The sequence below is a fragment of the Microcoleus sp. FACHB-68 genome, assembly GCF_014695715.1.
In the GTDB taxonomy this organism is placed as follows: domain Bacteria; phylum Cyanobacteriota; class Cyanobacteriia; order Cyanobacteriales; family Oscillatoriaceae; genus FACHB-68.
On the sequence record NZ_JACJOT010000008.1, the window covers coordinates 646,064 to 659,427 of the forward strand.

Genomic DNA, 13,364 nt, shown 5'->3' on the forward strand with positions numbered 1-13,364 from the left:
AACCAGACTTCAAAATTAATTACAGAGGAGCGCTCGTTTCATCATGCGAATTCCAACAGCAACCTACCGAATTCAATTTCATGCCGGTTTCAACTTTGATTCGGCCAAACAAATCGTTTCTTATTTAGCAGAACTGGGAATTTCCGATCTTTACGCTTCCCCCATTTTTAAAGCAAGAGAAGGAAGCACTCATGGTTATGATGTTGTTGATCCAAATCAATTGAATCCGGAACTTGGAACTCAAGAAAACTTTGAAGCATTGGCAAAGGAAATCCAAGCGAACAGCATGGGATGGGTGCAAGATATTGTTCCCAACCACATGGCTTACGACAGCCAAAACCCGATGCTCATGGACGTGCTGGAAAATGGGGCGGATTCGGACTATTTCGATTATTTTGACATTGCCTGGAATGCTCCTTATGGTGATAACCCAGAAGGAGTCCTCGCGCCTTTATTAGGCAATTTTTATAATGAGTGTTTGGAAAATGGCGAAATTCAACTCAAGTATGATCAAACCGGCTTGAGCGTCAATTACTATAGCCTCAAATTGCCCATCAGAATAGAATCCTACGCCCGGTTCCTGACTTATCATTTAGGTAAACTTGGAAAGGCACTTGGAAGACATAACCCGGATTTTGTCAAACTGCTAGGAGTGCTTTATATTATCAAAAGCATACCGGCAGAAGCAAAAGGTCGAGAGCGCTACGATCAGATCACCTTTGTTAAGGCACTTCTCTGGGAACTCTACGAAAATCAACCAGAATTCAAAACTTTCATTGACGAAAACCTCAAAACTTTCAATGGAGAACCTGGGAATCCAGAAAGTTTTAACCTGCTGGACAGTTTACTGGTAGATCAATTTTACCGCCTCTCCTTCTGGAAAGTTGGCGCGGAAGAAATGAACTACCGCCGCTTCTTCACCGTCAACGAACTAATCTCAATGCGAGTAGAAAACCCCAAAGTTTTTTACAAAACCCATTCCTTAATTAGCCAACTCGTTGAAGAAGGCAAATTCACCGGCTTAAGAATTGATCATATTGACGGACTCTACGATCCAGCTCAATATCTAGAACGCCTTCGAGAGAAAGCAGGAGACACTTACATCACTGTTGAGAAAATCGTAGAACCGCAAGAAGAAGTCCCCAATAACTGGCCCATTCAGGGGACAAGCGGCTATGACTTTTTAAACTATGTCAACGGTATTTTTTGCCAAACCGAAAATGAAGAGAAATTTAGCGAGATTTACACCCGATTTACCGGCATACGAACCCCCTACGAACAGCTAGTCCTTGAGAAAAAAGCGCTAATTCTCGATAAAAATTTGGCGGGAGATGCCGATAATCTGGCAAAACTGCTGAAAAAAATAGCCGAACAATCGAGATATGGTAGAGATTTTACCGTCTATGGTCTCAAAACAGCGCTTTTAGAAGTCCTGAAAGCATTCCCGATTTATCGAACTTATATCGACTCACAAGGAATCAACGAAACCGATCGTGCTTGCATACAGGAAGTCATTGAAAAAGCCAAAGAGCAAGTACCCATCCTGTTAAAAGAACTCAATTTTATTGAGAAGTTCTTGTTACTTGACTACGAAGATTTTCTCACCGAAGAACAAAAAGATCAGCGTTTGTACTTCGTAATGAGACTTCAGCAAATGACTGGACCCTTGATGGCAAAAGGGTTTGAAGACACATTCTTATATGTGTATAGCCGGCTCCTCTCCCTCAATGAAGTCGGTGGTGCTCCTATCCACTTTGGCATTTCACTGGAGACATTTCACGACTTCAATCAACGAGACCAAAAAAATTGGCCGCATAAAATGAATGCCACCGCCACCCACGACACAAAACGCGGTGAAGATGTGCGAGCACGCCTTAACGTTCTCTCAGAAATTCCTGAAGAATGGGAAAAGCAAGTAAAAACTTGGAGTGAAATGAATCGCTCTAAAAAAACGCGTGCGAAGCGGCGGTTGATGCCCGAAGCTAATGATGAATACTTCTTTTATCAAACCTTGGTAGGGACTTTTCCTTTTGATGGAGTTGTGGATTCTGAGTACATCGAACGGATGAAGAACTATGTCATTAAAGCTGTCAAAGAAGCTAAAGTTCATACAGCTTGGTTAAGACCAGATAGTGAGTATGAATCGGCATACATGGCTTTTGTTGATTCAGTTTTAGACTCAGCAGATGAGAATCAATTTATCAAGGAATTTTTGCCTTTCCAGAAGTTGGTGGCTCATTATGGAATCTTTAACTCACTCGCCCAAACGCTTCTGAAAGGAACATCTCCAGGGGTACCCGATTTTTATCAAGGAACTGAATTTTGGGATCTCAGCCATGTAGATCCAGATAACCGGCGTCCGGTTAATTTTGAGCAGCGAATCGCCTTATTGCGCGAGATGAAGGAGCAAGTACAAAAAGATCCTCTAAAATTCATGGAGGAGTTAATGGCTAATAAAGAAGATGGGCGAGTTAAGCTATTTTTGATCGCCCAACTCCTTGAAGCAAGAAAACAAAACCGAGAACTTTTCTTGGATGGAGATTACCAACCGCTGGAAGTTACTGGAAAGTTTCAGGCTCAAATTGTGGCTTTTGCGAGAAGCTATGGCGGAAAGACGGCAATTACTATCACCCCACGCTTTTTAACCGGCTTGATTCAACCTGATGAACATCCACTCGGTGAACAAGTCTGGGCGGATACTCAAATTAAGCTGCCGGCAGGAAGTTCATCTTCATGGAAAGATGCGATTTCATCCCAGTCAATTCAAGCGAATGGAACGCTTTCAATTGGTGAAGTTCTTCAACACTTTCCTGTCGCGCTGTTAATTAGTTAGAGCCATCCTTAACTTCATTTGCCTACCTCGATTTTCAATTGGGGTAGGCATTAGTTTTCTTAAGGTGTAACCCACCCCATGAAACTTTTGAAACCTGTTCTAAGAAAGCCGGCTTAAGCAGAAATTTTGTAAACTGCTTCCGTATCAGTCGGTAACTCCACCGTAAACCAAGTTCGGTTAGATTCACTTTCCGCCCAAATTCTGCCGCCTAGCTGCTGCACCAATTGCTTAACCAGCGCCAAACCCAAACCCGTACCTCCCTGTTTCCAAGGATCGCTGCTAGCAACCCTGTAAAATTTATCAAAAATTCGACTTAACTCTTCTACAGGAATTTGACTGCCAGAATTGCTAACAATGAGTTGGGTAACATTAGTCGCTAAACTTGAGGAATCGGCACCCCCAGAACTACCAGAAGCTTGTTGTAACCTCACCCCAATCTCACCACCCGGAGGCGTGTATTTGCAAGCATTATTCAGCAGTTCCGCCACAATTCGCTCCCAACTAGCTAAGTGAGAATGTAAGGGCAACACATCAGGATCAATGTGAAGATGCAGTATTTGCTGCCGGTTTCGCAAACGCGCCTGAAAGGGTACAACCACTTGAGGAAGCCACTCCTGTAAACAAATTGTTTCCCACGTCGGTACAGCCGGCGACATCTCCAAACGTTGCAAATCAAGCAAGTCATTGATTAGACTAATTTCCCGCTCGCATTCATTTTCTAAAATTTGCAAATAGCGCTGAAATTTTTGATAAAATTGGGCGAACGCATCTTCCTTTTCTAGCCCTCGCTCTTGTGTTGATTTAATGGCCAACTGCAACATACTAATCGCCATTTTCATGTTAGTCATTGGCGTTCGCAACTCATGAGAAACCGTACTGAGAAAATCATCTTTTAACTCATTAAGCTGCCGCAGTTCCTGCATTTGCGTTTGCAGTTGCGCCGTGCGTTCCTCAACTTGCCGTTCTAACTCTGCATTAAGCGTTTGCAGCCGGGTTTCTGCAGCTTTGCGTTCTGTAATATCCATCAGCGTACCCGTCGCACCGGCAACCTCGCCGCTAGAAGAGATTAACCGTCGAGCAAACACTGCCAAAGTGCGGATACTGCCATCCTGAGCCAAAAAGCGAACCTCATACCGGCAATCATCGATTTCAAAATTCAGCAAACAATGCAGCTGCGTTTGGCTATAGTGCCGGTCATCTGGATGTACATAATTCAAAAAATCAGTTCCCAGTGTTTCTGCAAGCGTGTAGCCCATCACTTCTGACCACGCCGGGTTCAAAAACGTCCATATCCCCCGCCTATCTTGTTGGAAAATAATTTCGTGAAGGTTGTTAACCAGTTCCCGATATTGCTCCTCGCTCGCCCTCAGCGCCCTTTCCGCTCGCTGGCGTTCAGTGACATCATTCGCCAAAACAAGTTGAGTACGCCTGCCGGCAAACGTCAGACTGTGTGCAGTAATTTCTACCTCAATAATCGTTCCGTCTTTCTTGCAATGCCGCCATCTGCCGGCAGCCCGCAGCCCTGTGGGTAATTTAGACAAATCCTCAATCAAAGCGGGAATATCTTCAGGAGGACGAATATCCCGAATTGTCATCGCCAGAAATTCATCCTCAGAATAGCCATAGTGCTGAGTTGCCGCAGAGTTAACAGCTACAAAAGCCAGCGTTTCAACATCATAAACCCACATCGGTTGCGGATTGGTTTCAAATAACAGCCGGTATCGCCTTTCAGACTCGCGCAGCGCTTCCTCCATCTGCTTGCGCTCAGTGATGTCGTAAATCGTAGACAGAAGCGCCTGTTCCCCATTAAAAATTAGAAGCTGAAGCGAAACGACGATCCAGAACCGGCTGCCGTTGGCTTTCTTTGCTCGAACCTCGTAGTTGTAAACCACCTCGTCTTTCTTAACGAGTTCTAGCAGCGCTTCTCGATCTGCAGGGTTATCGTAAAAATCTGGTGCTCTGCGACCGATAAACTGCTCAGTTCCAAGGCCCAACATCAGGCTAAGTTGCTCATTGGCATACAGGATCACACCATCGCTCGCACGAGAAATAATGATCGGGATCGGAGACGCTTCAGAAATGATGCGAAACTTGACCTCACTCTCCCGCAATGCCGCTTCCGCCTGCTTGTACTGCGTGATATCTTGAGCCGCTCCAAAAATCCGAATCACCCGTTGATGGGTTGCATCCCACTCTGGACGGGCGTAATCTCGCAACCATCGCACTTCTGCGTGTTTGGTGATGATCCGAAAGTCTTGTGTACTGGGCTGACCACTTAACAGATTGCGGTTCCTGACCTTAACAAGAAGTAAATCATCCGGATGAATCAACTTTTCCCAGCCTTGAGGGCCGGTAACTTCTGCCAAAGGGTAACCACTGCTCCGGGAAAAGGCTTCAGTTAACCATTCAATCGTAAATTGCCCATCGGAAGCCACACTGAGCGTATAGGCGTAGTCTGAGGTTAGCTCGGAAATCAGGCGATAGCGTTCTTCACTGGTTTGCAATTCTTCCTGAATCGCTTGCAATTCGCTCAGATTTTCTTTAAGGCTTGATTGGGTTGCTCTTAGGGTTTCATTCGCCTGCCTCAAAGCCATTTCTGATTGCTGGGTTGCCCTCATTAGCTGGTGGATCAGCCAATAGAGAATTGAGGCTGTGATTGTGACGTAAAACCAGCCTTTAAAGGTTTGTAATTTGCTCAGGATGCCGGCATGAGGAATGAGCGATAACAGAATTTCATCGGAAAACCAGATCCATAAGCTTCCGATCATCACGTAGATGGCCGTAATTCTCAATGGAGTCAGTCTGGGTTTGGACGGTCTTCCCCCGTTCAAGGTGTTTTTCATGGCAACTTGCGTTCACCCATAAGCCAAAAAGAGCTGGCTACTGATGAGACTTTATCAAATGCAGCTTTGCCATGCCTATTTCATCAGCATATTTTTAGTTGTGGCACAAAACCGGCTCTCGAAATTGGCCAGCCGGCACCGTTAATGCTACCTATCAGGTTTATACGCTTAATTGCCCTGACAGTGGGGATTTTCAATGCCGGCACATAGACCGCCAAGAAGATCAGACGCCGGCTTCACTTCAGAGATATCACGTTTTTTATCCAAGGATTGACGAATTTGTGAAAGCTTTTTGCTACCGTTTATAACAGATCATTACTGATTGTTTAAATTTGTGTAGTATTTGGGTGCGCTGCCGGTAGCGCCCACAACCTCGCACTCCTGGTCGTACTGTCAAACTAAAAGAAGAGATGCTGCTAAGCTCAAGGATAGCTAAGCCAGAAGCAACAAAGAACCCTGTCCTACACTCACAAAGGCCAGCCTTTTAACCAGCAAAATTCTCAAAGAAGGCGCGGCAAATCGCGCAAATCGTTCAAACTTAAAGCCGTTTATCATAATAGGTAGTTTATGTCAATGACGCTTGTTGCTCCGGATCAGATTAACCGCATTGTTGGGAATCAGCATCATGACCCGTTTGAAATCCTCGGCCCTCACCCCATCGAACAGGATGGCAAAATCACTCACTGGGTAGTGCGAGCCTACCTGCCTTCTGCCGATGCCGCATGGGTTGTGATCCCGGAAGAACGGCAAGAATATCCCATGCAATCGGTTCACGATCCCCACTTCTTTGAATGCACGATTGAAACGCCGGAACTGGCCAATTACCAGTTTCGCCTCAAAGAAGGAGAGCACGAGCGCGTCATTTACGATCCCTATGCTTTTCGCTCTCCGAAGTTAACAGACTTTGACATCCATCTATTTTCCGAAGGCAACCATCACCGCATTTACGAAAAATTAGGCGCTCACCTGACGGAAGTGAACGGGGTCAAAGGCGTCAACTTTGCAGTCTGGGCACCAAACGCGCGTAACGTTTCAGTGTTGGGTGATTTTAACAGCTGGGACGGACGCAAAAACCAAATGCGTAAACGCGACAACGGCATCTGGGAATTATTTATTCCCGACTTGGGCGTTGGCGATGGTTACAAATACGAAATCAAGAACTCCGATGGCCACATTTACGAAAAATCAGACCCCTACGGCTTCCAATCCGAACCTCGCCCTAAAACGGCTTCCATCGTCACTGACTTAGATAGTTATACCTGGAACGACTCCAAATGGATGGAAACGCGCCGGCATACCGAACCCCTAAGCCAGCCGATTTCCGTTTATGAATGTCATATAGGCTCTTGGTTGCACGCCTCCTCAGCAGAGCCGGCCAAACTACCGAACGGCGAAGAAGAGCCGGTGGTGGTTGTCTCAGAATTGCGTCCTGGCGCACGCTTCCTCACCTACCGCGAACTCGCTCACAAGCTGATTCCCTACGTCAAAGAACTCAACTTCACCCACATTGAACTGCTGCCGATTGCGGAACATCCCTTTGATGGCTCTTGGGGTTATCAAGTCACCGGCTACTACGCCCCCACCTCCCGCTATGGCACTCCCGAAGACTTCATGTACTTCGTCGATCAGTGCCATTACCACGGCATCGGCGTCATCGTTGACTGGGTTCCCGGCCATTTTCCCAAAGATGGTCACGGTTTAGCCTTCTTCGACGGCACCCACCTGTATGAGCACGCCGACCCCCGCAAAGGTGAACATAAAGAATGGGGCACCTTAGTCTTCAACTACAACCGCAACGAAGTGCGGAACTTCCTCGCCGCCAACGCCCTGTTTTGGTTTGACAAGTACCATATTGACGGCATTCGAGTAGATGCCGTCGCTTCCATGCTCTACCTCGACTACTGCCGCAACCCCGGTGAATGGGTAACCAACCAGTACGGGGGACGGGAAAATATCGAAGCTGCTAACTTCCTGCGTCAGGTGAATCACCTGTTGTTCAGCTACTTTCCCGGCGTCCTCTCAATTGCCGAAGAGTCCACTTCATGGCCGATGGTATCCTGGCCCACTTATGTTGGCGGCTTGGGCTTCAATTTGAAGTGGAACATGGGCTGGATGCACGATATGCTCGACTATTTCAACATGGACCCCTGGTTCCGCCAGTTCCACCAAAACAACATCACATTTAGTATGTGGTACAACCACAGCGAAAACTTCATGCTGGCGCTGTCTCACGATGAGGTTGTGCATGGTAAAAGTCCGCTAATCGGGAAAATGCCGGGAGATGAGTGGCAGAAGTTTGCCAATGTGCGCTGTCTGCTAGCCTTTATGTTCTCGCATCCCGGCAAGAAAACCCTATTTATGAGTATGGAGTTTGGCCAATGGAGCGAGTGGAATGTGTGGGGCGATTTGGATTGGCATTTATTGCAATACGAGTCCCACAGACAGCTCAAACAGTTTATGAGCGAACTCAACCACCTGTATCGCACTGAGCTGGCCCTTTACACCCAAGATTTTGCGGAGGCAGGGTTTGAGTGGATTGATTGCAGCGACAACCGGCACAGTGTTGTCTCTTTCATCCGCCGCGCTAAGGATTCGGATGAGTTTGCCATCGTCGTGTGTAACTTCACACCCCAACCCCACAGCCACTACCGCGTCGGTGTCCCGGAACACGGATTCTACACTGAGCTGTTTAACACTGATGCCCGCAAGTATGGCGGCAGCAATATGGGCAATCTCGGCGGCAAGTGGGCAGATGAGTGGTGGAGTCACAACCGGCGCTACTCAATCGACCTGTGTTTACCTCCTTTAGGTGTGCTCGTTCTTAAGCTAGACCGGCAAAAGAATAGAACTGCTTTGGAAGGAACGCTAGAGGAATAGAGGGGCATAGGGCATAGGGCATAGGGCATGGGGTTAGAGGGAGAAATGCCCCATGCCCATACCGTTCTTGTTGGCGAAGCCATGCCCCATCCCCCTACCGTTCTTGTTGGCGAAGCCTTGACCCATCCCCCATGCCCATACCTTTAGGTTGGCGAAGCCTTGCCCAATGCCCAATGCCCCATTCCCCATTCCCTTTTATGAGATACACCGGCACCGTTAAGATAGAGGTTGCCGCTTAGGGTGATTTTGGAGAAATAATCGTGTCATTGACTGCAACTCCCTCGTTGCGCGAGGAACAACATCCGCTGATTCGGGATTTAGCCAATCGCATCGAGGCTATCTGGCAGAGCTATTTAGATTTGTCTCCCTATCCGATGCCTGAAGAGTTGGGCTATGTGGAAGGGCGCTTGGAGGGAGAGAAGCTCACGATTGAAAATCGCTGCTATCAAACCCCCCAGTTTCGTAAGCTTCATTTGGAGTTGGCGAAGGTTGGCAGTACGCTGGATATTTTGCATTGTGTGATGTTTCCCCGCTCTAATTACCCTTTGCCGATGTTTGGCACGGATTTGGTTGGGGGGCGCGGCCAAATTAGTGCCGCGATCGCAGACCTTTCGCCGGTGAACGCAGATCGCTCTTTACCGGCAGCTTATGAAAATGCGCTCACCGCATTGCCGGTTGCCCATTTTTCTCAACCTCGCGAGTTGCCGGCTTGGGGCGATATTTTTTCTGACTTTTGTTTATTTGTCCGGCCTGGTGGCGCTGAGGAAGATGCCCTATTTTTGGCGCGGGTTAGCTCATTTCTAGAACTCCACTGCCAGCAAGCGCTCTCACAAGCACCTGTTTCTGGGGAAGAAGAAGCCCGCGTGATTGCCGGCCAGCGCAACTACTGCACCAAGCAACAGAAAAATGACAAAACTCGCCGGGTGTTGGAAAAGGCTTTTGGCCCGGAATGGGCGGAATATTACATGACAACCGTGTTATTTGATGTCGCTGACTAACTCAGCTCGCTCGGTTGCGACTAGAGGATGTTGACTGCTGCTTCTGTGAGGGTATTCTTTAAAGCAAGCATTTGGGAAGCTTATATATCAGCTTTCAATGAATCTGTCATCAAGACCAGGAATGAATGCTAGCTTTTAACTAGATGATTAGTTAGGATTCCATCACTATTGTCATGGAGCAGGAATATCGCCCAAAGGATAAACCCTTGTTAAAGCCTGCGGGGTGGCGGCTGATAGCTATCATCAGTGCAGCAGCAGTTGCACTTAGCGTGGCGGGTTTCTACCATCTCTCTCAAGTTAAAGCGGAAAAGATTAAGGCAGAGGAAGCACAAACGGTTCCAGCACCTCCCAAGGCAGTGACTGCTTTAGGCCGGCTTGAACCCCAAGGAGAAGTGATTAAGCTGTCAGCGCCGGCTTCCATAGAAGGAACGCGCATCAAAGAAATTCTTGTGAAACAAGGAGACAAAGTTCGCGCGGGGGATGCGATCGCAGTTCTCGACAGCCGGGAACGCTTAGCAGCGGTGTTAGCACAAGCTGAAAAACAAGTCAAAGTGGCCGAAGCACGTCTGGCACAAGTGGAAGCCGGTGCGAAAGCCGGGGAAATAGAGGCCCAGAAGGCGACAATCGCCCGTCTAGAAGCGCAGCTGCGCGGAGAAAAAGAAACTCAAGAAGCCACCATCGCTCGTTTAGAAGCGCAGCTGCGCGGGGAAAAGGCAACTCAAGAAGCCACCATCACCCGGCTTAATGCTCAGCGCGAAGGCGATAACACAGTTCAAGAAGCCACGCTTGGCCGGCTTACCGCTCAGCTTAAAGGAGAAATCGCCGCTCAACAAGCCAAAATTGACAGAATTAAGGCGCAGTTGAGCAATGCTGAATCCGAATATTCACGTCACCAGCAATTGTACCGAGACGGTGCGATCGCTATTTCTTTGCTTGATAACAAGCGTTTGACGTTTGAAACAGTTCGAGAGGAACTGATTGAGGAACAAGCAAACCTAAATAAGATTGAGGGGATCGGGCGGGAGCAACTTGTTGAGCAGCAAGCTAATATCAACAAAATTGATATCACCACTCAACAGCAAATTAACGAAGCCACAGCGACCCGAAGCAAGACAGTTGAAACCCTTGAAGAACAGCTTAATGAGGCTAGATCAACGAGAGATCAGACAATTTCTACCCTGCAACAGCAAATTAATGAAGCTAAGGCGAATTTAGAGCGAATTTCTGAAGTGCGTCCTGTTGATGTGCGAACCGCTCAAGCAGAAGTTGAAAGCGCAGTTGCAACTGTGGCAAAAGCTCAGGCAGACTTGGATCAAGCTTTTATTAAAACTCCGACGAATGGGCAAATTTTGAAAGTTCATACTCGCCCCGGAGAAACGGTTGGCAATGAGGGAATTGCTGATGTCGGTCAAACTGAGCTGATGTTTGTGGTGGCAGAAATTTATGAAAGCGATATTGAGCAAGTAAAAGTTGGTCAGCCGGCTACGATTACCAGCAGTGCGATTAATGGGGAATTGCGCGGAACTGTGGATGAAATCGGGTTGCAAATTGGTAAAAAAGATGTTCTCGACACCGATCCGGCTGCGGATGTTGATGCCAGAGTGGTTGAGGTGAAAATTCGTCTCAATCCAGAAGATAGTAAGCGAGTGGCCGGTTTAACAAATTTACAAGTTGAAGTCAAAATTTATATCTAATTTATTCAGAGGTCAGCGAAAACTGTTGAGGCAAAGCATCCGCTGATCATGATGCCGGTTAAAGCTAAAATTTTGTGCGCGGATGCTTCGCCTAAAATAAAGATGCCGATTCCTTACTTTTTACTCCTCAGCCCTTAAATTATGAAAATTCCTTTAGCTTGGTTGCAACTTACCCGTGAAAAAATGCGCTTACTTGTAGCATTAGCGGGAATTGGATTTGCTGACATTTTAATGTTTATGCAACTCGGATTTCGGGATGCACTTTTTGATAGTTCCGTGCGGGTACACAGCAATTTAGATGGAGACATTTTTTTAGTTAGCCCCCAGTCTACGACATTAACGGCCATGAAAAGCTTTCCTCAACGGCGTTTATATCAAACACTCGCTTTTGAAGGGGTGGAATCAGTCAAGCCGGTATATTTAGACTTTGCGTTGTGGAAAAACCCTGTGGATCGCAGCACACGGGGCATTTTCGTACTTGCCTTCAATCCTGATGATTCTGTATTTAATTTACCAGGGGTCGTAGATAATATTAACCAAATTAAACTAACAGATAAGGTTTTATTTGATGCAGCTTCTCGTGATGAGTTTGGGCCGGTTGCTGAAAAATTTAATCAGGGCGAATCCGTCACAACCGAAGTGGGAGGACGGCGAGTTGAGGTCAGAGGACTATTTGAAATGGGGGCATCTTTTGGAGCAAATGGGAATATTTTAACCAGTGATTTAAATTTTTTACGAATGTTCCCTAATAGAAAAAAGGGAATAATTGATGTCGGAATTGTTAAATTAAAACCGGCAGCCAATGTTGAGGCTGTTCTTAAACAAATGAAAACCTATTTGCCGGCTGATGTGAGATATTTCTCAAAACAAGAATTTATGGCTTGGGAAAAAGATTATTGGCAAACAAGCACAACTATTGGGTTTATTTTCTCTTTGGGGACGGCAATGGGATTTATTGTCGGAATTGTAATTGTTTATCAAATTCTTTATACCGATGTTTCCGACCACTTGGCAGAGTATGCAACTCTCAAGGCAATGGGATACAAAGACATTTACTTTTTAATCGTTGTTTTTCAAGAAGCTTTAATTCTAGCAATTTTAGGTTATCTTCCTGGGTGCGCTGTGGCAATTGGGTTGTATAATTTAACTAAAAATGCAACAAGCTTACCGATGATCATGACGCTTGCCAGAGCTACGACAGTGCTAATTCTGACAATGGTCATGTGTTCGGTTTCGGGTGCGATTGCTGTGCGTAAGCTGAGTGCGGCTGATCCTGCTGATATTTTTTAAGTGATTTTGTTGAGGTTATCTATTAAAGAATCAACAAAGTTTACAAGAAAGCTAATTTTTTGTTGGCTTAATATTTAAGTAATAAAATTATGAATCAAGAACCCGTTGTTAAAATTAAAAACCTGAATCATTATTTCGGACAAGGGGCACTTAAGAAACAGGTTTTGTATGATATTAGTCTGGAAATATATCCGGGAGAAATTGTTCTGATGACCGGCCCTTCAGGGTCTGGAAAAACTACGTTGCTGACATTACTGGGCGGGTTGCGATCTGCTCAGGAGGGCAGTCTAAAAGTATTTGGACAAGAACTTTGCGGTGCCGGCAAAAATAAGCTTGTGCAAGTCCGGCGCGATATTGGCTATATTTTCCAAGCCCATAACTTACTGAAATCTTTAACAGCCCTACAAAATGTGCAAATGTCGCTGGATTTACATCCAGAGATTCCTCAGCAAGAGATGAAAGCTCAAGCAATGGCGATGTTAGAAGCCGTTGGATTGCGAGAGCGAGTCAATTATTACCCGGAAAACCTCTCAGGCGGGCAAAAGCAGCGGGTTGCTATCGCACGGGCTTTAGTGAGTCATCCGAAATTAATATTAGCAGATGAACCTACTGCGGCTTTAGACAGTAAATCCGGTCGAGATGTCGTAGAAATTATGCAAAAATTAGCCAAAGATCAGGGCAGCACGATTTTACTGGTTACTCACGATAACCGGATTTTAGATATTGCAGATCGCATCGTTCACATGGAAGATGGATATTTAGCAAAAGATGCCGCAGCGCAGACTGCCGGCACTCCTGCTTAAAGAAAAGTTGTGCCGGCAGCTATTTT

The 13,364-nt window shown here is 46.4% G+C and carries 8 protein-coding genes; 6 read left to right on the forward strand and 2 right to left on the reverse strand.

Annotation, left to right across the window (positions count from 1 at the left end):
- Positions 1-43 precede the first annotated feature (43 nt).
- Positions 44-2,833: a malto-oligosyltrehalose synthase gene (treY, locus tag H6F73_RS11690; RefSeq protein WP_190758924.1), complete on the forward strand. Its 2,790-nt coding sequence runs from the start codon at positions 44-46 to the stop codon at positions 2,831-2,833.
- Between the two features lie 113 nt (positions 2,834-2,946).
- Here treY and H6F73_RS11695 read toward each other — a convergent pair whose 3' ends face one another.
- Positions 2,947-5,676, reverse strand: a complete 2,730-nt coding sequence (locus H6F73_RS11695; protein WP_190758925.1) for a PAS domain-containing sensor histidine kinase — start codon at positions 5,674-5,676, stop codon at positions 2,947-2,949.
- A gap of 573 nt (positions 5,677-6,249) precedes the next feature.
- On the opposite strand from H6F73_RS11695, the gene glgB reads away from it, so the two are divergent.
- A complete protein-coding gene (glgB, locus tag H6F73_RS11700; protein ID WP_190758926.1) occupies positions 6,250-8,553 on the forward strand; it encodes a 1,4-alpha-glucan branching enzyme in 2,304 nt (767 codons plus the stop codon).
- Positions 8,554-8,586: 33 nt separating this feature from the next.
- Here the strand turns inward: glgB and H6F73_RS11705 are convergent, their stop codons facing one another.
- Entirely contained in the window at positions 8,587-8,742 is a 156-nt protein-coding gene (locus tag H6F73_RS11705) for a hypothetical protein (protein WP_190758927.1), read from the reverse strand.
- 71 nt (positions 8,743-8,813) lie between these two features.
- Here H6F73_RS11705 and H6F73_RS11710 point away from each other — a divergent pair, with 71 nt between their 5' ends.
- The 4 genes from H6F73_RS11710 to H6F73_RS11725 all read left to right on the forward strand — a co-directional run bounded on the left by H6F73_RS11710 (position 8,814) and on the right by H6F73_RS11725 (position 13,338).
- Positions 8,814-9,551, forward strand: coding sequence for a phycocyanobilin:ferredoxin oxidoreductase (locus H6F73_RS11710; protein WP_190758928.1), 738 nt, complete (start codon positions 8,814-8,816; stop codon positions 9,549-9,551).
- Between the two features lie 206 nt (positions 9,552-9,757).
- Positions 9,758-11,245, forward strand: a complete 1,488-nt coding sequence (locus tag H6F73_RS11715; protein ID WP_242072422.1) for an ABC exporter membrane fusion protein — start codon at positions 9,758-9,760, stop codon at positions 11,243-11,245.
- Positions 11,246-11,386: 141 nt separating this feature from the next.
- Positions 11,387-12,535 carry an ABC transporter permease DevC gene (devC, locus tag H6F73_RS11720; RefSeq protein WP_190758930.1) on the forward strand — a complete coding sequence of 383 codons (1,149 nt, stop codon included), beginning with the start codon at positions 11,387-11,389 and terminating at the stop codon, positions 12,533-12,535.
- Positions 12,536-12,624: 89 nt separating this feature from the next.
- Entirely contained in the window at positions 12,625-13,338 is a 714-nt protein-coding gene (locus H6F73_RS11725) for a DevA family ABC transporter ATP-binding protein (protein WP_190758931.1), read from the forward strand.
- Positions 13,339-13,364 lie beyond the last annotated feature (26 nt).

Bases quoted from the DNA above. Each gene is read 5' to 3' on its own strand.
- glgB (WP_190758926.1), top strand. From the start codon at position 6,250: ATGACGCTTGTTGCTCCGGATCAGATTAACCGCATTGTTGGGAATCAG.
- H6F73_RS11725 (WP_190758931.1), top strand. From the start codon at position 12,625: ATGAATCAAGAACCCGTTGTTAAAATTAAAAACCTGAATCATTATTTC.
- devC (WP_190758930.1), top strand. From the start codon at position 11,387: ATGAAAATTCCTTTAGCTTGGTTGCAACTTACCCGTGAAAAAATGCGC.
- H6F73_RS11705 (WP_190758927.1), bottom strand. From the start codon at position 8,742: ATGGGGAATGGGGCATTGGGCATTGGGCAAGGCTTCGCCAACCTAAAG.
- treY (WP_190758924.1), top strand. From the start codon at position 44: ATGCGAATTCCAACAGCAACCTACCGAATTCAATTTCATGCCGGTTTC.
- H6F73_RS11695 (WP_190758925.1), bottom strand. From the start codon at position 5,676: ATGAAAAACACCTTGAACGGGGGAAGACCGTCCAAACCCAGACTGACT.